This window comes from Gluconobacter cadivus, from assembly GCF_015244745.1.
GTDB lineage: Bacteria > Pseudomonadota > Alphaproteobacteria > Acetobacterales > Acetobacteraceae > Gluconobacter > Gluconobacter cadivus.
This window is the reverse complement of sequence record NZ_JABCQI010000001.1, coordinates 197,061-222,588: the sequence shown is the minus strand read 5'-3', so window position 1 is coordinate 222,588 and position 25,528 is coordinate 197,061. Positions and strand designations below refer to the sequence as shown.

General features: G+C 60.0%; 21 protein-coding genes. 14 read left to right on the top strand and 7 right to left on the bottom strand.

Annotated elements, in window-relative coordinates; all coding sequences use genetic code 11:
* Entirely contained in the window at positions 1-1,242 is a 1,242-nt protein-coding gene (locus HKD28_RS01005) for a toxic anion resistance protein (RefSeq protein ID WP_194266519.1), read from the top strand.
* Here HKD28_RS01005 and HKD28_RS01000 read toward each other — a convergent pair.
* Entirely contained in the window at positions 1,233-4,163 is a 2,931-nt protein-coding gene (locus HKD28_RS01000; protein ID WP_194266518.1) for an ATP-dependent DNA helicase, read from the bottom strand. The genes HKD28_RS01005 and HKD28_RS01000 overlap by 10 nt on opposite strands.
* Before the next feature lie 210 nt (positions 4,164-4,373).
* On the opposite strand from HKD28_RS01000, the gene HKD28_RS00995 reads away from it, so the two are divergent.
* The 3 genes from HKD28_RS00995 to HKD28_RS00985 all read left to right on the top strand — a co-directional run bounded on the left by HKD28_RS00995 (position 4,374) and on the right by HKD28_RS00985 (position 8,842).
* The gene (locus HKD28_RS00995) at positions 4,374-6,005 is read left to right on the top strand and encodes a lysine--tRNA ligase (protein ID WP_194266517.1); all 1,632 of its coding nucleotides are present in this window, start codon (positions 4,374-4,376) and stop codon (positions 6,003-6,005) included.
* A gap of 102 nt (positions 6,006-6,107) precedes the next feature.
* Positions 6,108-8,144 carry a lysylphosphatidylglycerol synthase domain-containing protein gene (locus HKD28_RS00990; RefSeq protein WP_457851963.1) on the top strand — a complete coding sequence of 679 codons (2,037 nt, stop codon included), beginning with the start codon at positions 6,108-6,110 and terminating at the stop codon, positions 8,142-8,144.
* Positions 8,141-8,842 (top strand): MarC family protein, encoded by a 702-nt coding sequence (locus HKD28_RS00985; RefSeq protein ID WP_099285269.1) that lies wholly within the window; start codon positions 8,141-8,143, stop codon positions 8,840-8,842. The genes HKD28_RS00990 and HKD28_RS00985 overlap by 4 nt, the downstream gene beginning before the upstream one ends.
* A 3-nt stretch (positions 8,843-8,845) precedes the next feature.
* Here HKD28_RS00985 and HKD28_RS00980 read toward each other — a convergent pair whose 3' ends face one another.
* Both HKD28_RS00980 and thpR read right to left on the bottom strand, forming a co-directional pair.
* Positions 8,846-9,451 (bottom strand): uracil-DNA glycosylase family protein, encoded by a 606-nt coding sequence (locus HKD28_RS00980; protein WP_194261499.1) that lies wholly within the window; start codon positions 9,449-9,451, stop codon positions 8,846-8,848.
* Positions 9,448-10,011, bottom strand: a complete 564-nt coding sequence (thpR, locus tag HKD28_RS00975) for an RNA 2',3'-cyclic phosphodiesterase (RefSeq protein WP_194261498.1) — start codon at positions 10,009-10,011, stop codon at positions 9,448-9,450. The genes HKD28_RS00980 and thpR overlap by 4 nt, the downstream gene beginning before the upstream one ends.
* A 151-nt stretch (positions 10,012-10,162) precedes the next feature.
* On the opposite strand from thpR, the gene HKD28_RS00970 reads away from it, so the two are divergent.
* From HKD28_RS00970 to cyoD, 5 genes are all read left to right on the top strand, one after another.
* Positions 10,163-10,933 carry a Bax inhibitor-1/YccA family protein gene (locus HKD28_RS00970; RefSeq protein WP_194266516.1) on the top strand — a complete coding sequence of 257 codons (771 nt, stop codon included), beginning with the start codon at positions 10,163-10,165 and terminating at the stop codon, positions 10,931-10,933.
* 447 nt (positions 10,934-11,380) lie between these two features.
* On the top strand, positions 11,381-12,319 hold the full coding sequence (gene cyoA, locus HKD28_RS00965) for a ubiquinol oxidase subunit II (RefSeq protein ID WP_194261496.1): 939 nt from the start codon (positions 11,381-11,383) through the stop codon (positions 12,317-12,319).
* Positions 12,320-12,326: 7 nt separating this feature from the next.
* Entirely contained in the window at positions 12,327-14,315 is a 1,989-nt protein-coding gene (cyoB, locus tag HKD28_RS00960; RefSeq protein WP_194261495.1) for a cytochrome o ubiquinol oxidase subunit I, read from the top strand.
* 18 nt (positions 14,316-14,333) lie between these two features.
* On the top strand, positions 14,334-14,954 hold the full coding sequence (cyoC, locus tag HKD28_RS00955) for a cytochrome o ubiquinol oxidase subunit III (RefSeq protein WP_062030824.1): 621 nt from the start codon (positions 14,334-14,336) through the stop codon (positions 14,952-14,954).
* Positions 14,954-15,283 carry a cytochrome o ubiquinol oxidase subunit IV gene (cyoD, locus tag HKD28_RS00950; RefSeq protein ID WP_194261494.1) on the top strand — a complete coding sequence of 110 codons (330 nt, stop codon included), beginning with the start codon at positions 14,954-14,956 and terminating at the stop codon, positions 15,281-15,283. Before cyoC ends, cyoD begins: the two co-directional genes overlap by 1 nt.
* Before the next feature lie 167 nt (positions 15,284-15,450).
* On the opposite strand, the gene fdxA is transcribed toward cyoD, so the two are convergent.
* The 3 genes from fdxA to HKD28_RS00935 all read right to left on the bottom strand — a co-directional run bounded on the left by fdxA (position 15,451) and on the right by HKD28_RS00935 (position 18,748).
* Complete coding sequence (gene fdxA / locus HKD28_RS00945) at positions 15,451-15,783, bottom strand: ferredoxin FdxA (protein WP_099285255.1); 333 nt, start codon at positions 15,781-15,783, stop codon at positions 15,451-15,453.
* A 92-nt stretch (positions 15,784-15,875) separates the two neighbouring features.
* Positions 15,876-16,154, bottom strand: coding sequence for an RNA-binding S4 domain-containing protein (locus tag HKD28_RS00940; protein ID WP_099285253.1), 279 nt, complete (start codon positions 16,152-16,154; stop codon positions 15,876-15,878).
* On the bottom strand, positions 16,151-18,748 hold the full coding sequence (locus tag HKD28_RS00935) for a helicase-related protein (RefSeq protein ID WP_235993231.1): 2,598 nt from the start codon (positions 18,746-18,748) through the stop codon (positions 16,151-16,153). Before HKD28_RS00935 ends, HKD28_RS00940 begins: the two co-directional genes overlap by 4 nt.
* 58 nt (positions 18,749-18,806) lie before the next feature.
* Between HKD28_RS00935 and HKD28_RS00930 the strand changes: the two genes are divergently transcribed.
* Both HKD28_RS00930 and HKD28_RS00925 read left to right on the top strand, forming a co-directional pair.
* A complete protein-coding gene (locus tag HKD28_RS00930; RefSeq protein ID WP_194266515.1) occupies positions 18,807-20,198 on the top strand; it encodes a leucyl aminopeptidase family protein in 1,392 nt (463 codons plus the stop codon).
* 299 nt (positions 20,199-20,497) lie between these two features.
* Positions 20,498-20,899 (top strand): MarR family transcriptional regulator, encoded by a 402-nt coding sequence (locus HKD28_RS00925; protein ID WP_062030832.1) that lies wholly within the window; start codon positions 20,498-20,500, stop codon positions 20,897-20,899.
* Between the two features lie 12 nt (positions 20,900-20,911).
* Here HKD28_RS00925 and HKD28_RS00920 read toward each other — a convergent pair whose 3' ends face one another.
* Positions 20,912-21,895: a glycosyltransferase family 4 protein gene (locus HKD28_RS00920; RefSeq protein WP_194266514.1), complete on the bottom strand. Its 984-nt coding sequence runs from the start codon at positions 21,893-21,895 to the stop codon at positions 20,912-20,914.
* An 87-nt stretch (positions 21,896-21,982) separates the two neighbouring features.
* Here HKD28_RS00920 and HKD28_RS00915 point away from each other — a divergent pair, with 87 nt between their 5' ends.
* Genes HKD28_RS00915 through HKD28_RS00905 form a run of 3 tightly spaced genes read left to right on the top strand, consistent with a single transcriptional unit; the run spans position 21,983 to position 25,520 of the window.
* The gene (locus HKD28_RS00915) at positions 21,983-23,959 is read left to right on the top strand and encodes a polysaccharide biosynthesis protein (RefSeq protein WP_194266783.1); all 1,977 of its coding nucleotides are present in this window, start codon (positions 21,983-21,985) and stop codon (positions 23,957-23,959) included.
* Positions 23,956-25,098 (top strand): DegT/DnrJ/EryC1/StrS family aminotransferase, encoded by a 1,143-nt coding sequence (locus HKD28_RS00910; protein WP_194266513.1) that lies wholly within the window; start codon positions 23,956-23,958, stop codon positions 25,096-25,098. The genes HKD28_RS00915 and HKD28_RS00910 overlap by 4 nt, the downstream gene beginning before the upstream one ends.
* Positions 25,095-25,520, top strand: coding sequence for a hypothetical protein (locus HKD28_RS00905; protein ID WP_194266512.1), 426 nt, complete (start codon positions 25,095-25,097; stop codon positions 25,518-25,520). Before HKD28_RS00910 ends, HKD28_RS00905 begins: the two co-directional genes overlap by 4 nt.
* The last annotated feature ends 8 nt before the right edge of the window (positions 25,521-25,528 follow it).

Sequence of the window (25,528 nt, the reverse complement as noted above, 5' to 3'; positions counted from 1 at the left end):
ATGAGTTCTGACGAGACCAGACCGCTGGATCTGAGCGATCTTTATGCCGATGAGTCCGCGCCTTCGCCTGTGAAGGTTGAGGCGCCGGTTTCCAGCAGTGCCGTTCCGGTGGCGCTGGAGCCGATGCCCGCTTTTCCGCGGCTGGTGGAGATCAGCCGGTTGCCAGCGGACATGGTTGAAGAGGCGCATCGGCGGGCGGAGACGATCGATTTTGGGGATCTGAACACGCTTTTGTCGCACGGGATGGGCGCGCTTGGGGAACTGGCGAAGGTTTCGGACCGGATGCTGGCCGGACGGACGTTGGGTGAAAGCGATGCGGTTGGGGAAATCGCGGCAGGTGTTCTGGATGGTGTGAAGATCCTGCGGATCGGCGATTTACAGAAGCTGGCGCGTGGTGAAGGCGGGACACCGGGTGGCTTTCTGGCGAAGGTGGGCGGTCTGCTCGGTGGGGCGAAGGACGCGATCGGCGGATTTGCCGAGAACCGCAAGAAGTTCAACGCCCTGATGGATCAGCAGGAAGCCAAGGCCCGGGTGACGATTGCCGATCTCAAGCGGAACATTACGTCGTTCGAGGATATGTATCAGGCTCTGCGGCATGGGGTGCGGGAACTGAACATTGATATCGCAGCCGGGCAGCTTGCGCTTGAAGAGGGCGAGCGAAAAGTTGAATCGCTACGACAGCATGCGCTGGAGACACAGGACCCTGTGGATGCGGCCGAGGTCATGGAACTGCGAGGGCGTCTGGCGAATTTCTCGGGGCATCTGAGCGAGCAGCGCGAAGGGCTGATGCGGGCTGCGCTGACCATCCCGATGATCAAGAGCACGCGCGAGGCCGCGGAAGCGCGGATCATGGCGCTGCATTCCGCGCTGACGAAGACTATTCCCAATCTGAAAGCGGCCTGCGCGGTGGCCGTGGGACAGGTGGACAACCGCAATGCCGCTACCGCGCGCGATGCGCTGAACGAGGCGGACCGCAAGATCCTTGGACTCGTGGCCGACGGTGCGCTGGATGCGGCGCGGACGACTGCCGCCAGCCGAGGTGTGGACCCGCGACAGATGGAAGCACTGGCGCAGGCGGCGGACAAGGTCACGCAGGCTCTGGGCGAAATGGCGCAAAATGACAGGCTTGCAGCCGAAAGGGCGCAGGAGCAGGAAAAAGAACTGCATCAGCTTCGGGACCGTCTGGCGAGCAGCATGCGCAGCCTGGCGCAACAGTCGGTACAGCCCTTGGCTCAGCCCTGAAGGAGGGGCGGCTCGTTTTCCTGCTCTTGGGGACGCAGGAAGCGGGTGATGTCTTCCAGTGCGTCGGCCAGAGACATACGGCGGACGTCCACGCCGTCGGGAAAAGCCGAGAGCAGACGTGAGGGCATGCGACGGTCCAGCATGACGAACACGCCGCGATCATTGCCTTGGCGGATCAGGCGGCCGAATGCCTGCCGCAGACGCATCCGGGTGATGCGGTCGTCATAATCGCCGGGGCGGCCTTCGGACAGCAGACGACGGCGTTCGCGGTGCAGGATGTCCGGTCGGGGCCAGGGCGTCTTTTCAAACACGACCATACGCAGCGCCTCGCCGGGGACGTCCACACCGTCGCGCATGGCGTCCGTCCCCAGCAGGCAGCTATGGGTTTCTGTGCGGAAGACGTCCACGAGCGTTGCGTTGTCCATCGCATCGACATGCTGCGCGTAGAGGGGAAAGCCCTGCGTTTCCAAAGGTTCGTGGATACGGCGGTGCACTTCTCGCAGGCGGCGGATGGCTGTGAACAGGCCGAGCGCACCGCCACCGGCGGTTTCGAAAAGGGCACGGAAGGCATGGGCCAGCGAGGCGATTTCGCCCGAGACGTCCGTAATCACATAGGCGCGTGTCTGCGTGGCGTAGTCGAACGGGCTCATGACCGAAGCGCGGATGGGTGGCTTGAGGAAATGCGTGGCGCCCAGATGCAGTTCGGCTGCGTGCCAGCTTGCTTCGTTCTGCGCGTCGCCATGGCCGGTCTGGTCGCGCAATGTCGCGGATGTCAGGAGCAGGCCGTGAGCGGGTGTCTGAATCGTCGAGACGAACGGAATGGTCGGGTCCAGCCAGTGTCGATACAGGCCGATATCATGGTCGCCTTGTGTGGCGCGGGTGCGGGGCAGGCGCTCGGTGCGGATGAAGTCCACGAAAGTAGGGGTGACGTCCGGTTCGGGCGGCGTTTGCAGCGCGTCCAGCATCCCGATCCAGCCGGACAGGCGGCTGATGGCGCGACGATGCAGCGTGCGGATCATGGCTTCGATGCGCTGGCGGGTCGGGGCGTCCATTTCCGCGTCGTCCTCGACCTGTGCGGCGAGGCGGTCTGCCAGAAGACGAATTGGATCGCGCAGGCGGGTCAAGGCACGGCTCAGGGTTTCGGCGGCGCTGGCAACATCTGTGTTGACAGGGTGCAAATCACATTCCGCCGAAATATAGCCGTCCCGAGGGTTTTGGGTCTGTCGCGCGCGGAGTTGCTGGTCGAGCGCGCGCAGGAAAGCTTCGGACGGGTTTTCCGGCGCGGGGTCAGCAGGGATCAGCAGGGTGGGCGCATCCTCGGAAGGCGGTAAGATGCTTTCGTCAGCGAGGCTCTCGGGACGCAGGCGCGTGCTCCAGCCGGGAGCGGGGAGGCTTCTTGCGGCCTGAAGCGCCGCTTGCAACGGCGTGTCGATCATGGGCAGGCGTTCGACCAGATCATCCAGCCGGCGTTGCAGGCCGCGCGCGCGGGAACGGCTGCCCTCCGCTCCGAGAAGCCAGCGGCGGAGTTCGGCGGCTTCGAGACCGGACAGGGCCGTAGCGAAGGCGCTGTCTGCCGCGTCGGGGATGTGGTGACCTTCGTCGAAAACATAGCGGGTGGGCGTGGTGTCTTCGTCTGGCAGGCCGGGCGGCGCGAGGGAAGCCCACGCCGCCTGGGAGAGAACGAGGGCGTGATTGGCCACGACCAGATCGGCCTGCCGAGCACGGCGGATTCCGTGTTCGACAAAGCAGGTCTGATAATGCGGGCAGGCGGCATGGATGCACTCGCCGCGTCGGTCTGCGATGCCAAAAAGCGTGCCATGCCCGAAGAGTTCGCCGAACCAGCCGGGGAGGTCCCCGCCCATGAGATCGCCGTCGCGACTGGCTTCGGCCCATCGGGCGAGCAGGGCCATGGGGAGCAGGGCGGCGTAACCGTCAGGGCCGCGGGAACTGGCGACGTTGAGCAGGTCTTCCATGTTCAGCAGGCACAGATAGTTCTCGCGACCTTTGCGAACGACGACTTTCTCCCGAAGAATCTTTTCACCCGGATAGAGGCGTCGGAGTTCCTGTTCGATCTGGCGCTGGAGATGGCGGGTATAGGTGCTGATCCAGACGGCGCCGTCATTCTGTTCGGCCCAGAGGCTAGCAGGGGCGATATAGCCCAGAGTCTTGCCTGTGCCGGTTCCGGCTTCGGCAAGGACGACATTGGGCGAGCCGATGCTTTCGCGTGCCTCGAACGCACCAGTGGCCACGGAAGCGAAATCGGCCTGTCCGGGTCGGATTTCGGCGTTTTCTCCAAGGATCTCACGAAGGCGCTGGCGGGCAGCGTTTGGTGAGACCGGCTGGCTTCCGGGCGCGGGGCGCGGGGCGGTTTCTTCCCAGCGCGGCAGACGCTTCCAGATGCGGATGGCTTCGTAGGGATGAGCGCCTGTCGTGTCTTGGGGAGTTCCGAGAACGTCCGTGACTTCGCCACTCCAGGCCCATCCTGCGCGGGTCAAGGGGACCATCAGGGCGCGCAAGCGCGTACCTTCGGGTGTTGCGGCCTTGTGGCGCAGTTCGTCGAGCAGGGTTTCGCACAGAACTGGCAGGAGGTCCGCGTTAATGGTTTCGGGCGGGTCGATTCCGAGGGCGAGGGCCAGTCCGCGCGGGGTGGGGGCGACGGTCGTGGCGGGGCGGACGAACAGGAACAGGTCCAGCAGGTCAAACCACGGCACAGGCTGGGATAGCGGAGTGAGGTCCAGTGCGCGCAGGGCGGCGGGGCCGTGGACCAGAAGGGGCGGCGGAAGTTGTGTCAGGCGCTCGCGGGTTTCCTCCGCTGTCAGGTCCAGCAGTTCGCCATCTGGGGTCAGGAGGGACGACAGGCCGCGACGGGCGACGAGGGCCGGAGCGTCGAATGGCGACAGGAAGGTGGGGGCGCGGGGCATTGTGGGCAGTGTAGCGGGAAGGAAAAATTCCGGCGAGGATGTTTTGCGGGTTTTGCGAACGGAACGTGAAAGCTGGCTGTCTGCAAGGGGTTGGGTCGAGCAAAAAAGTTACTGAAATATTTCGTCATGTAAAGGATTGGTCAGAGTGAAACGGGAATGTGTCGTATTGCTTGACCGGGAAGATGTGTCTCCCTACTTTTTCCTGTAATCATGCAGAAATCCAAGACACCTATCGCCCCGTCCCTCTCTCCTGACGCGCCGCTTCCGAAAGCATGGCCGTTTGAAGAGGCGCGAAAAATCACCGCGCGCATGGACGCGCGCGCATCAGATGCTTCGGAACAGGCTCCCGCTCTTCTGGAAACGGGCTATGGTCCGTCGGGCTTGCCGCATATTGGTACGTTCGGCGAAGTGGCACGGACGACCTGGGTGCGTCAGGCCTATGAGGCGCTGACCGGCCGTCCGACGCGCCTGCTCGCGTTTTCTGACGACATGGATGCGCTGCGCAAGGTGCCAACCAATGTGCCGCAGCAGGAACTTCTGGCAAAGCATATCGGCCTGCCGCTGACGCGGGTGCCCGATCCGTTTGGCGAGTATGAGAGCTTTGCCGCGCATAATAATGCGCGTCTGCGCCAGTTCCTCGACAGTTTCGGTTTTGAATACGAGTTCGCCTCCGCTACACAGTATTACACCAACGGCACGTTCGATGCGGCGCTGCGTCGTATGCTTGAAGTCCATGACGAAGTCGTGGCGACCATTATTCCGACGCTTGGTCCGGAGCGTCGTGCGACCTATTCGCCGGTTCTGCCGATCCATCCCGAGACCGGGCAGGTCATGCAGGTGCCGATCATTAAGGTTGATCCGGATGCCGGGACCGTTGTCTGGAAGGACGAATCCGGTAAGACGTTCGAGACATCCGTTCTGGGCGGCCATGCCAAGATGCAGTGGAAGGCCGACTGGGCCATGCGCTGGTATGCGCTGGGCGTGGATTATGAAATGTCGGGCAAGGATCTGATTGACAGTGTGAAGCTGTCGTCGAAGATCTGCCGTATTCTGGGCAAGGAGCCGCCTGCGGGTCTGACCTACGAACTGTTCCTCGATGCGCAGGGGCAGAAGATCAGCAAGTCCAAGGGTAACGGCCTGTCGGTCGAGGAATGGCTGCGCTATGGTACGCCGGAAAGTCTGGGGCAGTATATGTTCCAGCAACCGACGCGGGCCAAGCGTCTGTTTTTCGATGTCATTCCGCGTGCGACGGATGATTACCTGACGCTCGTGCAGAAGGCCGAGACGCAGGACGGGCCGGAACTGATGGCAAATCCGGTGTGGTTCATTCATGGCGGGACGATCCGCCCGGAAGACACCAGCCCGGTCTCGTACACGGCGCTACTGAACCTTGCGAACGTGGCCAATGCCGACAAGCCGGAGACGTTGTGGAAGTTCCTGCGCCGCTACGATCCGACGCTGTCGCCCCAGACGCATCCGTATGTGGACCGTCTCGTACGCTGTGCGCTGACGTATTTTCAGGAACAGGTTTACCCGAACAAGACCTATCGTGCGCCGACCGAAACCGAGCGCAAGGGCTTGGTCGATCTTGCGGACGAACTGGCAAAGCTCGCGCCGGAAACGCCGCCGGGCGACGTGCAGGATGTCGTGTTCGAAGTCGGCAAACGATATTTCGAGAAGTCCGAGCTGCGTTCGTGGTTCGGGTGCCTGTATGAGGTGCTGCTGGGGCAGACCGAAGGGCCGCGTTTCGGGATTTTTGCATCCCTGTTCGGGCTTCCGGAGACGGTTGGCCTGATCCGGGAAGCTCTCGCGCGGCCTGTTGAAGAGCCTGTACAGGGCTGAGCCGTGGGCGCGCCCAAAGAGAAAAGACCGGAGTTCCGGTCGTCCGATGTTCAGGCTTCGTCTGTGAAGGGCGAAGTCTGTGCATTGGTGCAGGCGGATCCCGTGGATTGCGGGTGTGAGGACACCAGTCCGTCGAAGCGACGCTGGCAGGTTCTCCTGTCGCGCGCGCCTGCTCTGGTGGGGCTGGTTCTGCTGGTGGCGGCTGTGGTCGTTATCTGGCGCGAACTGCGACATCTTTCGCTGCATGACATCACAACGAGCCTGAGCGCTATTCCGGATTCCGCTCTGATGGCAGGCGGCGCGGCAACGGTTCTGTCGTATTTCATCCTGTCGTTCTATGACAGGCTCGCGTGTCTGCATGTCCGGGCGGACGTGTCGTATCAGCGTTCTGCCTTTGCGGCGTTCTGCTCCTATGTGCTGTCCCACAATCTGGGCTGTGCGGCGATTTCGGGGGCAGCGGTGCGGTTCCGGCTCTACCGGAGCTGGGGCGTTACGCCGGGTGCGATTGCTCAGATCATTGCTTTCTGCTCCGCGACCTATCTGCTCGGTACGATGGCGCTGATTGGTGGAATTCTGATTATCGAACCGCACGCGGTGCCGGTTCTGATGCATCTGCCGACGTTTCTGCTCAGATTTGTTGGCCTCGGCCTGTGGGCTGTGTTGCTGGCCTATGTGCTGGTCTCGCGTGTTCGAAAGCATGTGCGTGTCTGGAAGTATGAGATTGAACTTCCGGGGCCGGGAATTGCGATTGCACAGATCGCGGTCAGTGCGGCGGACATGGCGGCAACGGCGCTCATTGCGTATTGCGTGCTACCGCCGCTCCCGCCGGAAGCCCATTTCGGGTTCGGGACGTTTCTGGCGATCTATCTTGCCTCTTATACGGCCGGACTGATGGCCAGCGTTCCGGGGGGCTTGGGCGTTTTCGATGGTGCCATGCTGCTGGCGTTGCAGGCTTATCTGCCAACGTCGCAGATCATGGGCGCGATCCTCGTATTCCGGCTTTTCTATTACATTATCCCCCTTCTGATTGCGGGGCTGATGTTCGCGGGGCATGAGCTGTTCCTGCGTGGCGAACAGGCTCTGGTCTCGGCGGGGCAGACCCCGCGCAGGGTCAGACCCAGTCAGGTCATTCGTGAATCGGAAGCGGATTTTTCCGTGGCGGTGGCGACGAGTGTTCAGGCTGTCGTCGGGCTGTTGCTGCTGCTCTATGCGTTGGTGGCGGACCTGCCGCCTGTGCAGACCTCCTTTTGGGCGGCGGTGTCGCAGATTGCGGATCTTCTATTGACGGTGGTTGGTGTCGGGCTTGCGGCACTGTCCTGGGGGCTGTCGCAGCGTGTGGCGCTGGCCTGGAAATTTTCTCTCGGGATGCTGGGATCAGCGGTTATGCTGCTGATACTGCGTCATGCGCCGTGGGAAGGGCCGGTTGTCATTGCGCTTGTGATGCTCCTGCTGCTGCCATTCCGGAATTGCTATTATCGTCGCGCACATCTTCTGACCGCCCCTCTGACGCCAGCAACGCTTGCGCCCCTGTCGCTGTGGGGGCTGGGGCTCATGGGGGTTGGCTGGGTGGCGATACAGCGGCATCTGGGGCCGATCTGGTGGCGTTCCATGATCTACGACGCCCATACCGCTGTTGGGCGCTGGTTTCTGGGGTTTTCGGCCCTTTGCGGATTTTACGTCCTGTGGCGCGGAATGCGTCGGACGCGCATTCGGTTTGAGGCATGGACGGCCGAAAATGCCTGCCGCTATCACAGTCTGGCCCATGCCTTGCCGCAACTGGGTTTGCGTCGTCCAACCGGGCTTTTGCTGGACGAGGCAGGGCGCGCGGCCATTCCGTTCCTGCGGACGGGGCAGTTCATTATCGGGCTGGGCGATCCGGCGGGTTCCGAACGCAACTGTGTGGCGGCGATCTGGCGGTTGCGGGATCTGGCGTTGCAGGAAGGTTGCAAGCTCGCTTTCATACAGGTTGGCCAGTCCCTGATGGCCGTTTATAACGATTTGGGACTGACGGTCTGTCCAGACAGGACAGCCGGGACGGTATGCTGTTTTTCCGAGGACTATCGGATGCTGCGGGCTTTTCTGAAGGGTGAGGAACGTCTGGCACGCAAGCGCCAGCCACAGGCTGCAACAGGCTCATGAGTCTGGCGCCCGGGCTGGGGAATACGCTCAGCAGCTGGCTGATTGCCTTTCCCGCGCTGTTTTCGATCATCAATCCGCTTGGGGCCTCGCTGATTTTCGCGCAGGCAACAGAAGGGCGCGAGCGCCGCGAAGTCGTCGAACTCGCGCGTCAGGTCGCCCTGAATTCGCTGGGCATCATGCTGGTGTCCATCTGGTTCGGGAGCTGGATTCTCGGTTTTTTCGGTATTTCCATTAATGCCTTGCGCATCACCGGCGGTCTTGTTGTGGCCTCCCGGGCATGGGTGATGTTGTTGCAGCCTGAAACGTCCGAGGCCCGCAAGGAAAAGCAGGCGCTTCAGGGGGGGCGCACCGTAACAACGCCGGATCTGCGGGAGCGGGCGTTCTTTCCGCTGGCAATGCCGTTCACGGTGGGGCCGGGGAGTATTTCCGTCGCCATCGCCCTGAGTTCGTCCACGCCCCCCCATATGCCAACAGCAGATTACTATCTGGGCGTTTCCGCTGCGGCGACGACCATGGCTGTCGTGGTGGCCATCGTTTACGCCTATGCCGAGCGTGTCGTGGCGATGCTGGGGGTGACCGGTGCGCGGATTGTCAGCCGTCTTGCTGCCCTGATCTTGCTGGCGATCGGGATTCAGATTCTGTCATCTGGCGTCGAGGGATTTCTGGTCGAGGCTTTCAGGCAGGCTAAAGCCGCCTGAAATTCAGCGCTCGGCAAGCAGCGCATGAACGCGCGCTCGCAGGGCAGGGATGACCTCTTCCTGAAACCATGGCGCTTTCTTTTCCCAAACCCCGGTCCGCCATGACGGATGGGGCAAGGGAAAATACTCAGGCAGGTAATCCCTGAAGTTCCTGACTCGCTCCGTGACTGAACCACGCCCCAAGACGTGGTTCTGGGAATAGCTGCCCACGAGAAGCGTCAGGCGGACATCAGGCAAAAGCGACAGGATACGCTGTCGCCATAGAGGGGCGCATTCAGGGCGCGGCGGTTTGTCGCCGCCTTGAGGCAGGCGTCCGGGATAGCACAGACCCATTGGCAGAATAGCGACATGCCGGGTGTCGTAAAAAATGTCTTCTGGGATATCGAGCCAGCTTCGGAGCCGATTGCCTGACGGATCGAAAAACGATTTTCCTGCAATATGGGCCTTGGTGCCCGGTGCCTGACTTGCAATCAGAATCCTGGAAGTCGCGGAGGCGTGGATCAGAGGGCGAGCCCCCAAAGGCAGATGATCCTCACAGACGCGGCAGGCACGGACTTCCCTGAGGAGGGCGTCAAGACGCTCCTCAGGGGAGGGGATGGATCGGGTCATTCTTCCTCAGGAGTCAGCGGCATCTCTGGCTGCCACGCATATTCGGCTCTGGGAACATAGACATGCTCTCCAAGGCTGCGCAGACTTTCAAAAAGTGTAACGTGCTCTACGGACATCGGTTTGCTGCGAAAAAGATTGTGTCTCTGGACCCACTGAATGGCATCCGCCCGCTGGCTGGAGGAGAAATGCCCCAGCGTGACGGCTGGCTGGAAGCGTCGCTTCGCGGGAGGACATCCGGCACGGCGAAGGACACTTTCGACCTGAGACTGGAGCGCTTCAAGTTGTGGCGTTCGCTCAACCCCGATCAGAAGGCTGTCGGCATTGAGGCCCTCGCGGATATCGGCCTGTGCGAGCGACAGATCAAAGGGCTTCCAGGCCAGACGGGAGAGGGCAAGGTCAATTTCCTCCATTCTGTGTCTGTCCGTGATTTCCCCGATGAAGCGAAGCGTGATGTGGTGGTTTTGGGCAGGAACCCATTGCACGCCGGGCATGGAACCGCGCATCAGCGCCAGCGTTTCACGGATATCGACAGGAAGGTCGAGTGCGACAAAAAGTCTCAAGAGGCGCGTTTCCCATGAAAAATAAGTAAGGGACGGCGGAGTATTCTTGACCCCTCCGGCAAAACTCCCACATTCAGGTGGAGTGTACGGACGGCCCTCCCTGGTTCGTCAAGCGCCCTTTTTAAAAGGGCATCTCATTGGAAAAGGTGTCATGGCTTTTAATTCCAACTTCAGCAGAGCCGGTGTGCAGGCCGGAGCCGGCAGTCTTGACGCCGGACTTCGCGCTTATATGTGCCGGGTCTTCAACTGGATGGCGCTTGGTCTGGTGATCACGGGAGTGGTCGCCTACGGCGTCGCACAGACATCCCTGCGCGCTCTGTTCTTCCATCTGGCTGAAATGCCGAATGGTGCAATCGTCCTGCGACCGACCCTTCTGGGTGGTATCAGTATTTTCGCACCGCTCGTGTTCGTGATGGTTCTGTCTTTCGGCGTTAACCGTCTCTCCCGTCCTGCTGTGCAGGGGATTTTCCTGCTGTTCAGCGCCGCGATGGGCGCCAGCATGGCCAGCATTCTGTTGAGCTATACGGGCGTTTCCGTAGCCCGGACGTTCTTCGTGACGGCCATTACATTCGCCGGAATGTCGCTGTGGGGATACACGACCGGTGCCAATCTCGCTCGACTCGGTTCGTTCCTGTTCATGGGCCTGATCGGTATCGTTCTGGCTTCGGTGGTGAACATTTTCCTGCACAGTTCTCCGCTGGCCATGCTTGTTTCTGTAATAGGCGTGGGTCTTTTCACCGTGCTTGCAGCCTATGACACGCAGCGGATCAAGATCACATATCAGCAATACATGGCTTATGCTGGTCCGGAAGAAGTAGCGAAGCTGAGTGTCTATGATGCTCTGACGATGTATCTCAATTTTGTGAACCTGTTCCAGTTTCTCATCCAGTTCATGGGCGTGCGTTCAGGTAACAGCGACTGACAGTATTGTCTGGACGATACTGGATATCGGGAAAGGGGCGGCAGTTGATGCCGCCCCTTTCTGCTTTTTGGACCAATAAAGTCTTGAATTATTTCCGCGAATTCTAAAGAGGTTTACATTAAAAATCTGTAATGTTCATATTTAATGAAAGTCATAATTAGATCAAATGTGGCGAAAAACAGCCATTTCATCCTGAGGTCCATGCTGGGGATAGGCTCACGAAATCCGTGATAAGCCTTGTCTTTGAGGCGATTCAGGCAGAAAAAACCTGAGGAACCGGGACAGCCGTGTCCCATGCTGAATGAACTTCAGGATCGGATCTTTGATCCGGTTCCTGACGTCAGGATACGAACGAGAAAGGTAGCAGACTATGGCAGCGTTCGGCGGCACTGATGCGGACCTTATCGTGTCAAACCGTTTCCCGGCGACTACTGCAAGCCGGAACGGATGATGAAAGCAGGACCGATGAAAAAACTCTGGCGATATCTCCCAGCGTTGCCGGCGCTGATGCTATCGGGTTGTACGGTTGATCTGCTTCAGCCGCGCGGCCCGGTCGCAGTAATGAACCGCGATGTCATGGTGGCGGAATTCGTCATCATGATGCTCGTTGTTGTTCCAACCTGCGTCGCGACGCTTTATTTTGCGTGGAAGTATCGTGCTTCCAACAAAGAGGCCGAATACCTCCCGACCTGGGATCATTCGACCGCAATTGAATATGTCATCTGGGGTGTTCCCGCCATTCTGATCGCCTTCCTCGGCGCTATCAGCTGGTGGAGTACGCATGCCTATGACCCCTACCGCCCGCTTCAGACGGATGACAATGTCAAGCCGCTGAATGTTCAGGTGGTTTCTCTCGACTGGAAGTGGCTGTTCATTTATCCGGATCTGGGGATCGCAACGATCAACCAGCTGGATGTGCCGACGAACACGCCGCTGGACTTCCAGATCACCTCTGATTCCGTCATGACGTCGTTCTTCATCCCCCGTCTGGGCTCGATGATCTACGCCATGCCGGGTCAGCAGACGCAGCTGCATCTGATTGCAAGCTCACCTGGGGATTACCTTGGTGAAGCGTCGCAGTTCAGCGGTCGCGGTTTCTCGGATATGAAGTTCCGCACTCTCGCCATGGACCCGGCTCAGTTCAATGACTGGGTTGAGAAAGTGAAGAGCGGAAGCGAAAATCTCGACGACACGACATACCCGAAATATGCTGCGCCGCAGGAAGCTGCACCGGTACAGTATTTCGCGCATGTCCAGCCGGAACTCTTCGACGGCATCGTTGCCAAGTATAATAATGGCATGGTGGTGGACAAGACGACGGGCAAGGTCATGCACATGCAGTCCGTTCTCAACGCTGCACCGTCCGACACTGGCATGAAGGAATAACCGACAGATGCTCGGAAAACTCTCCTTTTCAGCCATACCGTTGGATGTGCCGATTCTTGTCGGTACATTCCTTGGTGTTGCTGTTATCGGTCTCGCCGTACTGGGTGCTGTCACCTATTATGGCAAATGGGGCTATCTCTGGCGTGACTGGTTGACGACTGTCGACCACAAGCGTCTTGCAGTGATGTATATCATTCTGGCGATCGTCATGCTGTTCCGCGGTTTCGCGGACGCCATCATGATGCGAACCCAGCTTGCGTTGGCTTACAACGGCAACCCCGGTTATCTGCCGCCACATCACTACGATCAGGTTTTCTCCGCTCACGGCACCATCATGATTTTCTTCATGGCGATGGCGTTTATGACGGGCCTGATGAACCTGGTGGTTCCCCTTCAGATCGGTGCGCGTGACGTTGCGTTCCCGTTCCTGAACTCGCTCAGCTTCTACATGACGCTGGTCGGAGCCCTGCTGATCAACATCTCGCTGTTTATCGGTGAGTTTGCCCAGTGCGGCTGGCTGGTTTACCCGCCTCTGTCCGAGATGCAGTTCAGCCCGGGTGTCGGCGTTGACTACTATATCTGGGCCGTTCAGATCTCCGGTGTTGGAACGCTGCTGACAGGCGTGAACTTCTTCACGACCATCGTCAAAATGCGTGCTCCTGGCATGGGCTGGATGCAGATGCCGGTGTTCACCTGGACTGCATTCTGCACGACCGTGCTGATCATGGTGTCCTTCCCGGTTCTGACGGTTACGCTGGCTCTGCTCAGCCTTGACCGTTACCTCGGCATGCACTTCTTCACGAATGATGCCGGCGGCAACGTCATGCTTTACCTCAGCATGATCTGGACCTGGGGCCATCCGGAAGTTTACATCCTCGTCATCCCGGCGTTCGGTGTGTTCTCCGAAGTCACAGCAACGTTCTCCCAGAAGCCGCTCTTCGGTTACAAGACGATGGTGTACGCCACGTGCTCCATCATGGTGCTCTCCTTCGTCGTGTGGGTGCATCACTTCTTCACCATGGGTGCCGGTGCCAACGTCAATACCTTCTTCGGTATCATGACGATGATCATCGCCGTCCCGACTGGTGTGAAGATCTTCAACTGGCTGTTCACCATGTATAAGGGCCGCGTGGAATTCACGGCTCCGATGTACTGGACGCTGGGCTTCATGATCACCTTCTCCATCGGTGGTATGACCGGTGTGATGATGGCCATGCCGGCTGCTGACTGGATCCTGCACAACTCCCTGTTCCTGATTGCCCACTTCCACAACGTCATCATCGGCGGCGTGTATTTCGGTTACATCGCGGGCATGGGTTTCTGGTTCCCGAAGGCTTTTGGCTTCAAGCTGAACGAAGCCTGGGGCAAGCGCGCGTTCTGGTGCTGGTTCGTCGGCTTCTACCTTGCCTTCGTTCCGCTCTACATCCTCGGTCTCGAGGGTATGACGCGTCGTATGAACCATTACGACAACCCTGACTGGTATCCGTGGATGCTGGTTGCTGAAGCCGGTGCAATCGTTATCGCCTGCGGTATCGTATGCCAGCTGACGCAGCTCTATGTGTCCATCCGTGACCGTAATCTGCCCGAGAACCTGGATCTGACGGGTGATCCGTGGAACGGCCGTACGCTGGAGTGGTCCATTTCCTCTCCGCCCCCGGCTTATAACTTCGCGGTCATTCCTGACATTCATGGTCTCGACACGTTCCATACCGAGAAGCAGCTGGGCCTGAAGGCTCACGGCAAGCCGCTGGCTCCGATCCACATGCCGAAGAACACATCTGCAGGTGTTTTCATCGGTCTGTTCAGCTTCATTCTCGGTTTCGCTTCGGTCTGGTACATCTGGTGGCTCGCTGCCATCGGCCTGATCGGTATCGTTGCAACCATGATCCTGCGCAGTGCAAACCGCGACGTCGACTACTACGTCCCGGTGAGCGAAATCGAGCACAACGAGGAAGTCTATTCTCGTCGTATCGCTGCGGCGCAGGCAGCAGAGTAAGAAGGAGGCATAAGACTTATGGCTCACGAAGCAACAATGTCGCCTCTGGCACACGCCGACGATCACGGCGGGGAACATCATCACGAAACCCCCAACGTGTTCGGCTTCTGGCTCTACCTGATGACGGACTGTGTCCTGTTCGGGTCGATCTTCGCTGCCTTTGCGGTCCTCCGGAACCAGTATGCCGGTGGCCCGTCGGGCAAGGAACTGTTCGACCTGACGAACGTGGGGATCGAGACGGCTATCCTGCTGTTCTCGTCCATCACGTACGGCTTCGCCTCGCTGAATGCGCTGGCGAAGAACAAGACGATGGTTCTGGTCTGGCTTGCCGTCACGTTCGTTCTTGGCGCGTCCTTCGTCGGTCTGGAGGTGAACGAGTTCACCTCCATGATCGCAGAAGGTAATGGCCCTGACCGTTCTGCATTCCTCTCCGCGTTCTTCACGCTGGTTGGAACGCATGGTCTGCACGTCACCTGTGGCCTGATCTGGATGGTCGTCCTGATGGTTCAGATGATGGGTCCGCAGGATCTGTCCGAGCGTATGATGAACAAGCTGGCTTGCCTCAGCCTGTTCTGGCACTTTCTCGACATCGTCTGGATCTGTGTCTTTTCGTTCGTCTATCTCGCAGGAGTGATGTAATGGCTCAGGCACATACAGCCCACGATAGTAGCCACGGCTCCTATTCGGCTTATCTGATCGGCTTTGTTCTGGCCGTGATCCTGACGGTGGCATCCTTTGCCGCTGTCATGGCCCACGTTCTGCCTCCGTCCATGACGCTTGCAGCGCTGACGTTTCTTGCCGTCGTGCAGATCGTCGTTCACCTGGTGTTCTTCCTCCACCTGAACACCAGCAGCGAGCAGAGCTGGAACCTGATGTGCTTCATCTTTGCTGCGGCATCGGTGATCGTCATCATCGGCGGCACGATCTTCATCATGCATGACACTGCGATCAACATGATGTCCCGCTAAGGTTTCTCTCGAAACCTGTGGGAAGGGCTGGTGGGAGAAATCCTACCAGCCCTTTTTTTATGCCATACGCCTTGGTGGGGATCGGGATGCCAGTCAGAGCAGGTGGCACAAAAAAACCCGATCTCATGAGAGACCGGGTGAGGATAACTTCGGTATATCGGAGAAAATCAGCCCTGATGCGGTGCTTCGGACAACATGGCGGCTTTGCCCGGCTTGTCTTTCCATTCTTCCGCGTCTGGCATGGCATCGATCTTGCGGGTCATATTCGGCCACTGTGCCGAGTATTTCGCATTGACTTCGATCCACGGTGCGGCGCGGTTGTCGCTGTCGGGGAAGATGGCTTCGGCCGGGCATTCCGGCTCACATACGCCGCAGTCGATGCATTCGTCCGGATTGATGACAAGGAAGTTTTCACCTGCGTAGAAGCAGTCTACGGGGCAGACTTCCACGCAATCCGTGAACTTGCAGCGAATGCAGTTTTCTGTGACCACATAGGTCATTGACGTCTCCGATCGTCTTGCTGGTCCGGCATCCGGCCGGTTTCATCCGAGCGGGATGATATGCGAAGGTTTGGCGTCAGACGCAAGCATCCTCAGCCGTCTTCTGTGATGACTTCGTAAAGAAGTGCGGCTTCTTTTGCCGGACCGCGGCGTTCACCAAGATCCAAAACGCGCCACACGCGCACTTCTCCGCCAGAAACTGCGGGAAAAGTCAATATGTCGCCGATGTGAAGCTTGGCATGGGGCTTGCTTGTGGGCTGCCGGTTGATGCGGATGCGACCTTTCCCGACGATAGCCGCACAAAGCGGACGTGTCTTGGCGATGCGGGCGTAATAGAGCCACTGGTCTAGTCGCTGATATGCTTCGCTCATGGGCGGACTTTTTCCCTCAGGATGACGAGGGCCGCGAAAGGACTGTCAGTCCGTGGAGGCGAAGGGCGCCTGGACGCGGACCCGTGTTGAGCGGCTCTCGGGCGGCGGGAGGCTCGGGTTTTGCGATCATGCAGAATCATGAGCGGGCGTGGTGGACCGGCATGGGTGGAGGACTGAGCCTCTGCAGGTTGATGCGCGATGCCCAGACCTTTCAGGACGGAGGGAAGGCTGTCGGATTTTATGCCCAGTCTGGAGGCCAGATCGGGCGGTGCTGTGTGGTCGCGGCGGCGTATGAGTTGGTGCAGTTCCGCGATGCAGCGTTCTGCGATGTCGAGGCGCAGGCCCGTCTCTCCGGCACGGATCCAGCCGAATTGCCCGCTGATCTCGTGCCATGGAAGGGAGACGCGACCGGGCGCTGTCGGACGGTGAGGCGTCTGGCGATGCAGGGCGTGGAGCAGTCCTAGAAGATCCAGAGGGCGTTTTCGGAACAGGGCCGGGCAGAAGATCGAGAAACGTCCGACTTCGACTCCGTGCTTCCGTAGTGTGTTGCGCAAAGCGGGAGGAAGCGCCTGATCTTCTGGCAGGGTTTCGGTAATGCCGCCGTCTTCCATGAGACGGTGCAGAATGGCGCGCAGTCCCGGTTCGTGTTCGGCAAGTGCGTGGGCGCGATAAAGGGCTTTCAGATCCGTTCGAATGAGGTTGGCCACAAATGTCAGCAGACGGGTTTCGACATGGGTTTTCTGAACCGTATCAGTGAACTCGGCTGGAAAAAGCTGGATGGCCGGGCGCAGCAGAGCTGTGCCTGCGGTGAGGCGACCCAGAGGGGTTTCGTCCCAGAAAAGATGTCCGGTGGTAGCGTCCAGTTTAAGGGCGGTGTCCGGTGCGTCCTGTAGGAGACGGATGCGGCGGGGGATTTCGTGGATGAGGGCTTTGCGCCCGGCACGCAGGATCATCTGGCGTTCGGGGCCGGAGGCGACGTCGGTTTCCAGCGTGAAACCCCGGATGCGTCCGATGCTGTGGCCTTCTACCAGAACATCGCCATCGGGTTTGACGGCGGAAAGGAGTGTGCGGTCGCCATCGCTGTCGAGGCGGCGCAGAAGCGTCGTGGCGCGGCGGTCCACGAAGCGGGCGGTGAGGCGCTCGTGCAGGGCGTCGGAAAGCTGGTCTTCAACTTCGCGGGCACGCTCCTGCCACATGGCGGAATGGCGGCTCCATTCGGTGCGGGCGGCGACATAGGAACACACGCGCACACCGGTGAGGCGGTGCATGAGGGTGTCGATATCGCCTTCGGTTTTGGCCAGACCACGGATATGGCCTTCCATCCAGTTGGCGGGAATGGACCCGTCCTTAATTAGATGGCTGTAGAGGCGCGCGCAGAGCCGGGTATGGCTGTCATCGCCGAGTTTGCGGAAATCAGGGATCTGGCAGACGTCCCAAAGCAGGGTCGTGGCGCGTTTGCCTCTCGCGATCTCGCGGACATCCGGGTCGAGCATCAGGGATTCGAGGGTGGTGACGTCCGAGGCCACGCGCCCTGCGGTCAGGCCACGCAGCGGTGGCGGGCGGGTCAGGCTTTTGAGCAGGTTGGCCGGGTTGGTGAAATCGAGTTCGTGGTTGCGCCAGTAGAGGCGCTGGATCGGGTCGAAGCGGTGCTGCTCGACAGCTTCGACGAGGGCGCTGGACATGGGCGGACAGTCGGCCGTGGTGCCGAAGGTGCCGTCTTTCATGCCGCGACCGGCGCGTCCGGCAATTTGGGCGATTTCCTGCGGGAACAGCGGGCGAGGAACCGTGCCGTCGAACTTGCTGAGTTGGGCAAGGGCGACGTGATCGACGTCCATGTTCAGGCCCATACCGATGGCATCGGTTGCGACGAGATAATCCACGTCGCGGTTCTGATAGAGCTCGACCTGAGCGTTTCGGGTACGGGGGCTGAGCTGGCCCATGATAACCGCACAGCCGCCACGGCGTCTGCGGATGACTTCGGCCAGCGCATAGACTTCGCTCATGGAGAAGGCGACGATGGCCGAACGTGGAGGCAGACGGGAGAGTTTCGTGTGTCCGGTGCTGGCGAGGCTCGAGAGGCGGGCGCGGATGTCGATCTCGATGCCGGGAACGAGTCTCTGAAGCAGCGGGCGAATGGTCTCGGCGCCGAGGAACAGCGTCTCGACGGTGCCACGAGCGTGGAGCAGGCGATCCGTGAAGACGTGACCGCGATCCGGATCCGAGGCAAGTTGGATCTCGTCGATGGCGATGAATTCGGCCTTACGGTCCAGCGGCATGGCCTCGACGGTACAGGAAAACCAGCGTGCGCCGGGGGGCACGATTTTTTCTTCACCCGTGATGAGCGCGACGCTGCGCTCGCCTTTGATTTTAACGAGGCGTTCGTAGTTTTCTCGGGCCAGAAGGCGCAGAGGAAAACCGATGATGCCGGACGCATGGGCCATCATGCGCGTCAGGGCATAATGGGTCTTGCCGGTATTGGTGGGGCCGAGGGCAGCACGGATGCTGGCTGGCATGGTATGGTCGCTGGACGAGGTTCCGTGGAATGCACCCTTCATGTCTGAATGGTCGGGTGCCTGCGGAGCAAAAGCAAGCATCTGAAGCCCTCCCGGCAGATCTTTCTCGGGTGGGGCAGGTCTTTGAGGAAGAAAAACTATGAATCCGCATCTCCAGCTTCCCTTCGTGACCTCTGCCGAAGCGCCTTCGGCGCGTTTGGTCCATCTGGTGGCCTGTGAGGACAGTCCTGCGGTTTCCGGTCTTCTTGGAGAGCATGCTGCCTTTCTGCAAGCACAGGGATTTTCGGCGAAAGACGGTGCTTTCACGCTGCTGCCGGGTGAGGGCGGGGTCGGAGCAGCAATCCTGTGCGTGGCCTCCGCGCGGGCAAATGATCCGGAGGCTTTCGGGGTTCTGGGAACAGCCCTGCCGGAAGGGGACTGGACGGTCGTGCTGCACGGACTGGAAGCCGGAGCGCTGGAGAGTGCGCTGCTCGGGTTCTGTATGGGGGCATATCGGTTCGGTCTGGGGGAGGTGAAGCCGCGCGCGACGCGGGTGGTCGTTCCCGACGATGCGACGCGGCTTGTGGCGCTGTCGAAGGCTGTGTGGTTCGGGCGGGATCTGATCAGCATGCCGGCGAATCTTCTCGGGCCGCGCGAACTTGCGCAGATGGCAGGCAAGGCGTTGGTGCATCGGGGGGCGAACGTCAGTCTCGTCGAAGGGGATAATCTGCGCGGTGCATATCCGTGTCTGGCGGAAGTGGGTGAAGGGTCCGAACGCAAACCGGTCGTGGTCGTGGCGCGCTGGAAGGCCCGCGAGGGAGCGCCGAAGGTTTCGCTGATCGGCAAGGGGGTGTGCTTCGATACGGGCGGCTATGACCTCAAGGGGGCGGCAGGGATGCTGCGGATGAAGAAGGACATGGGCGGGGCAGCTCTGATGCTTGCGGTGACCTGCGCGGCAATCGATCTGGGTCTGGATGTGGATCTGGAACTGCGTCTGGGGTGCGTGGAGAACAGCGTGTCCGGTCATGCCATGCGACCGGGGGATGTCCTGAAGACGCGCAGCGGCAAAATGGTCGAGATTGGCAATACGGATGCGGAGGGGCGGCTGGTGTTGTGTGATCTCATAACGGAGGCGTCTGAAAACCGTCCGGATGTCATTCTTGATGCTGCAACCCTGACGGGTGCTGCGCGCGTAGCACTCGGCCCGGATGTGCCGGCGCTGTTTAGTAATGACGATGAACTGGCCTCACTTATTCTCGAATCGGGAAAAGCGACGGCCGATGTAATGTGGAGAATGCCGCTCTGGCATGGTTATGATGCATGGCTCGATAGTAAAGTCGCCGACTTCGGAAACGTGACGTCGAAACCCATGGCCGGGGCGATTACTGCGGCGCTTTATCTCCAGAAATTCGTTCCGGATGGCCAAAAATGGGCTCATATCGACACTTATGCGTGGAATGACGGAGGGAGTCCGGGCCGACCAGAGGGCGGAGAAGTGCTCGGTCTGCGGGCAATTCTGGAGACTTTGTCACGAATTCATAATAATTCTTGAGCTTTCATGAAGCGTTTCACTCGGGGAACAGTGTGACGGTGTGAAGAAGGCTTGAAAGATTAGGGTGTCAAACGCGTTTCAATGAGGCATATGCCCCTTATCGTTTCGATGCAGAGTCATCGTCTACTGGAATGTTTTGAAACCCATATGCTTGCGTATGCGTTTCGAATCACCATCTGAGTGTAACTGACGCCTCTCCCGGGAAGGAGAGGCAGAGACAATTTCATGTTGGTTCCCGTGCTGCGGGTCTCTGTTATGGGATCGGACAACAGGGGGTCTAACTGTTTAGGAGAGAGATCATGCCCCAGGCTACCAATGATCAAATGCTCAATCTTCTGTGCGACACCATCGTTTCCATGGTGCGTCGTGACGGACCCGACCTGTCGGCACGCCAGCTTGCCGTGTTCCTGACCTGCTATCTGCGGGACGGCGCCCACACAGTTCGTGGTCTGGCCCTTGAACTCAAGGTGTCCAAGCCCGCCATCACCCGCGCCCTTGACCGTCTGGGTGAACTGGATCTGGCCCGCCGCAAGGTCGATCCGCTGGACCGTCGTTCGGTTCTCGTACAGCGCACGCTGAAGGGTTCCACCTTCCTGCGCGAAATGCGCGCCGTCATGACGGAAGCCTCCGGCACCCGCTCGACCCGCACGGAACGCGCTTCGGCTTCCGTCGAGCGCCTGAGCAGCCGCCGCGCCGGCTGAACGATCTGCTGATTACCAGCGATCTTGCACGCGGGCTTTGGCTCGCGTGCAGACATATCCTGTCCACAAAATCTGTGGCAGGGCGATCATCAGAACTGTCGTGATGATCTGACCTGTGGCGAAAGCCACAGCGCCCCAGAGGGCAAATCCCCAGTATAAAAAAGTGACGAATGGTACCGACAGCCCTGAACGGGCGGCCAGTTGGTAGAGATGGCCACGATGAGCTTGCGCGAGTCTGTCTCCAGCGCGGGCGCGACGTAGTAGCGTAAAGGTTACGTCCCACAACACGCCCGAGAGCAGGGCGATCACGAGGACGCCGCCACCCGTGCCAAATCCTGTCATGCCACCCCATGCGATGGCGAGCCCGATGGGCTGGCTGCCAACGTCGCCCATGAAAATTCGGGCCTTTGGAAAATTATAGGGCAGGAAGCTCAGCAGGCAGATGGCGAGCAGCATGAAGGCCACGGGCATGATGCCTGCGCTCGCCAGAAAGATGGCGGAGACGGCCATGACGCCAGAGGCGAGACCGTTGATCCCGTCGATGAAATTCAAACCGTTCGTAATGAACACCGCAGCGAGAACGAAAGGCACTACCATCCATGATGGAATATTCGTGCCGTATGTCGCTCCGAATGCCGCGGCAATAGCGGCCAGAAACTGGGCTGCGAGTTTGTAGCGGGCCGGGAAAGGGCGCATGTCGTCGAGCCACGATATAGCGCCCAGCACGATCATGCCGATCAGCAGTCCCGTAATAGCCGGAATGATGGACACCTGGGCATGGGATGCGCGCAGGGCCGGGATCAGGCATAGAACGAAGGCCCCCACGATGCCGATGCCGCCACCCTTAGGGGTTGGTCGTGTATGGGAGCTCCGCTCTACGGGATGATCCAGAACACCGGCCCGGATCATGAGCAGGATCAGGATATTGCACAGCACGACTGCGGCCACGCAGGGGAGCGTAAGGCCGTTGTTAATGTTCTGAAAAGAAAAGGGCATGGAACGACTTTATGGGAGAGCGGCTTTTAGCGCTATAAGGGGCAGGTGACATCTGTTGATCCTACAGGCCCTGCCGCTCCGGCCTCAATGCCCCCTTCGGCGCCGTCTTTCAGGCCGCCCTCCGCCTCGCATACGTCGATGCGCGCGCGGCGCATTGCGCTCAATGTCGCGCTTGACGGAGTCGTGTCTGCGGCTGCCGCACCTGTTGCGCGCTGGCTGGCAGATCCGGCCGGGGGATGGCTGCATCCGCTGTGGTTTATTGCGGGCGGGGGAATCACGCTTCTGGTGGGTGGGCTGCCGTTCCGCGTTCCGCAGCAATACTGGCGGTTCTCGGGTGTGGCAGACCTGTTCAATATTGCCTGCGCCTCGGTTCTGAGCGCGCTGCTGTTTGCGGGACTCTTACGTGTGGCGGGCTATCCGCTGCCGACGCCGACCTTTCCAATCATCCATGCGCTGGTTCTTCTGGTGTTTCTCGGTTCCGTCCGCATGATGTGGCGGCTGGCGGCGCGCCGTAAGAGCACTGCGCTGGCCAGTCAGCGCATTCTGCTGCTGGGTGCGGATCATGAGGCGGATCTGTTCATCCGGGCGATGGAGCGGGACAGCGAGAACAGTCGCAGCGTGACGGGAATTCTGACTGGTGGTTCGCAGCAGGCCGGGCGGCGTATTCATGACTGCCCCATTCTGGGAACGATCAGCGAAACGCCCGCCATTCTGGAGCGCCTGTTCGCTGCGGGAAAGCTGCCGGATGCGCTGGTTCTGACGTCAGGAGATATCAAGGGGCGGGACTTGGCACGCATCCTTGAAGCCGCGCGCGTCTATGACATCGACGTTCAGCGCACGCCGTCTTTGACGGCTTTGCAGCCGGCAGACCGGGTGGAACTTCGACCCATCGCCATTGAGGATCTGCTGAACCGTCCGCCGGTTGCGCTCGATTCGCAGGGTATGGCGCGGTTGATCAGTGACCGTGTCATTGCCGTGACCGGGGCCGGGGGGAGTATTGGCTCCGAACTCGCGCGGCAGATCGCATCGTTTCAGCCCGCTGTGCTTCTCCTGATTGAGAGCAGCGAGTACGCGCTGTGGCAGATCAATCTGGATATTTCCGAGCGCTTTGGTGATGTGACACGCCATCAGATCGTGGCGGACGTGCGCGATCGGCGACGCATGGCGGAGATTTTCGGGGAGTATCGACCGCAGATCGTCTTTCATGCGGCGGCTCTCAAGCATGTGCCTATCGTCGAGGACAATCCGGTCGAGGGCGTGCTGACGAATGTGATCGGCACACGGATTGTCGCGGACGAAGCCGAGCGCGCTGGTGCGCAGGCGATGGTCATGATCTCCACCGACAAGGCGGTCAACCCGTCCAGCCTGATGGGGGCCAGTAAGCGTTGTGCGGAGGTTTACGGGCAGGCGCTCGATATGCGCGCGCGGGCCGGACAGGGCGGCATGCGGTGTGTGACCGTGCGGTTTGGCAATGTGCTGGGGTCCACGGGATCGGTCGTGCCGCTGTTTCGGCGGCAGCTTGAACATGGCGGTCCGCTGACCATCACGCATCCGGACATGACGCGCTATTTCATGACCGTGCCTGAGGCCGTCGGGCTTGTTTTGCAGGCGGCTGTGCGCGGAACGCATGAGCGTGCGGAAAACGATGCGACGGACCGGCGCCTCAAGCAGGGCGGAATTTTCGTGCTCGATATGGGCGATCCGGTGCGGATCATGGATTTGGCATTTCAGATGATCCGTCTGGCCGGACTGCGTCCCGAAACCGATATCGAGATCCGCTTCACCGGCCTGCGTCCGGGGGAAAAATTGTTTGAAGAATTGTTCCACGGACGCGAGGCCCCGGTTCCGACAGATGCGCCCGGTCTGCGGATGGCCTCCCCGCGCACAGTTGATTTCAGGGTTGCGAGACTTGCGATGGACGAGCTGGAAATGGCCTGCCGCGCAAACGATCTGGGCGCGATCATGACGATCCTGTACAGGCTGGTGCCTGAATTTCTTCATAACCGTGACGGCGGACTGCCGGTTGCGGTCTCCCATCCCGATCCGGAGATGATAGCGCCATGACACGGCAGATTGCTTTTCTCGACCTTCCCGCCCAGCAGGCGCGCCTTGGCGGCAGCATCCAGAAGCGCGTGGATGCCGTCGTGGCGCATTGCCGCTTCGTGCTTGGCCCGGAAGTGCAGGAACTCGAGCATCGTCTGGCAGAGTTCGGCGGTGCGAAACATGCGATCGGCGTCTCATCCGGCACGGATGCGCTGTTGATGGTGCTGATGGGCGAGGAGATCGGGCCGGGAGATGCGGTTTTCCTGCCGGCTTTCACCTATACGGCGACGGCCGAAGTCGTCCTGTTGCTGGGTGGAACGCCGGTTTTCGTGGATGTCGATCCGCAGACCTTCCAGATCAGTCTTGAATCGCTGAAGGCGCGGCTTGAGGCCGTCCGTCAGACTGAAGATCTGGAGCCGCGTGTTGTGATCGGTGTGGATCTGTTCGGCCAACCCGCGCCCTGGGACGAACTGAAGCTCTGGACGGCGCAGGAAGGTCTGACGCTGGTGGCCGATTGTGCACAGTCTTTTGGGGCGACGTATCATGGTCGTCGTCTGGGACATGAGGCGAAGGCGACCACATTGTCTTTCTTCCCGTCCAAACCACTGGGTGGATATGGGGACGGCGGCGCGATCCTGACGGACGACGACGATCTGGCGGCGCTGTATCATTCCCTTCGCACGCATGGCGAAGGCCGGACGCGTTATGAAGTCGAGCGGATCGGGATCAACGGGCGGCTGGATACGCTTCAGGCGGCTGTGCTGCTGGCAAAGCTGGATGTGTTTGACGCAGAACTGAAGCGCCGGGATGCGATTGCGACGGCCTATGATGCCGGGATGCCTGCGGGGATCGTACCGCCTGTACGCGTTTCGGATAGCGAGAGCGCGTGGGCGATCTATACGATCCTGCTGCCGGATGCGGAAAAGCGGAATTCGCTTCAGACGTTTTTGAAGGATGCAGGCGTTCCAACCGCCGTTTACTATCCAAAACCGCTGCATCATCAGCCCGCCTATGCGCCGCATCATGACGGAGTCTGTCTGCCAGTCGCAGAAGGGCTTGGTGCGCAGGTGCTGGCACTTCCCATCCATCCTGAACTGACGGACGAGGACGTCCATCACATCATTGCAGCCCTCAATCGGTGGGCAGGAGAACAGGCGTGAGACGCGAGCAGAAACTTCTTCTGGTTTTCGGGGCGCTGGTCCTCATTCCCGTAGGCATCATCTGGTTTGTGACATGGCCGCTGCTGCATGCATGGAAATTTCCGCAGGTGACTACGGGGCAGATGAGTGCGCCGCTCAGTCGCGATCTGTCAGCGGAAGAGGTTCAGAAGGTCAATCTGTGGCTTCAGTCGCATGAAACCGCTTGGGGGCCATCGGGCGAGAAGACCGATCTTGCACCGAAAGTGGTTCTCGAAATGGCGACCGCACAGGGTGAGCCGGTTATTATTTCCATCTGGAAATACAAGAAGCAGGACGACATCGTTGGGATCCAGCTTGCGAAGAATGGCCCGTACCGGATGAACGCCTTTCCAGATGCGCAGCTCATGGCCTTGCAGCCTGCTGGAGCGCAGCCTGGAAAGTAAGGATTTTC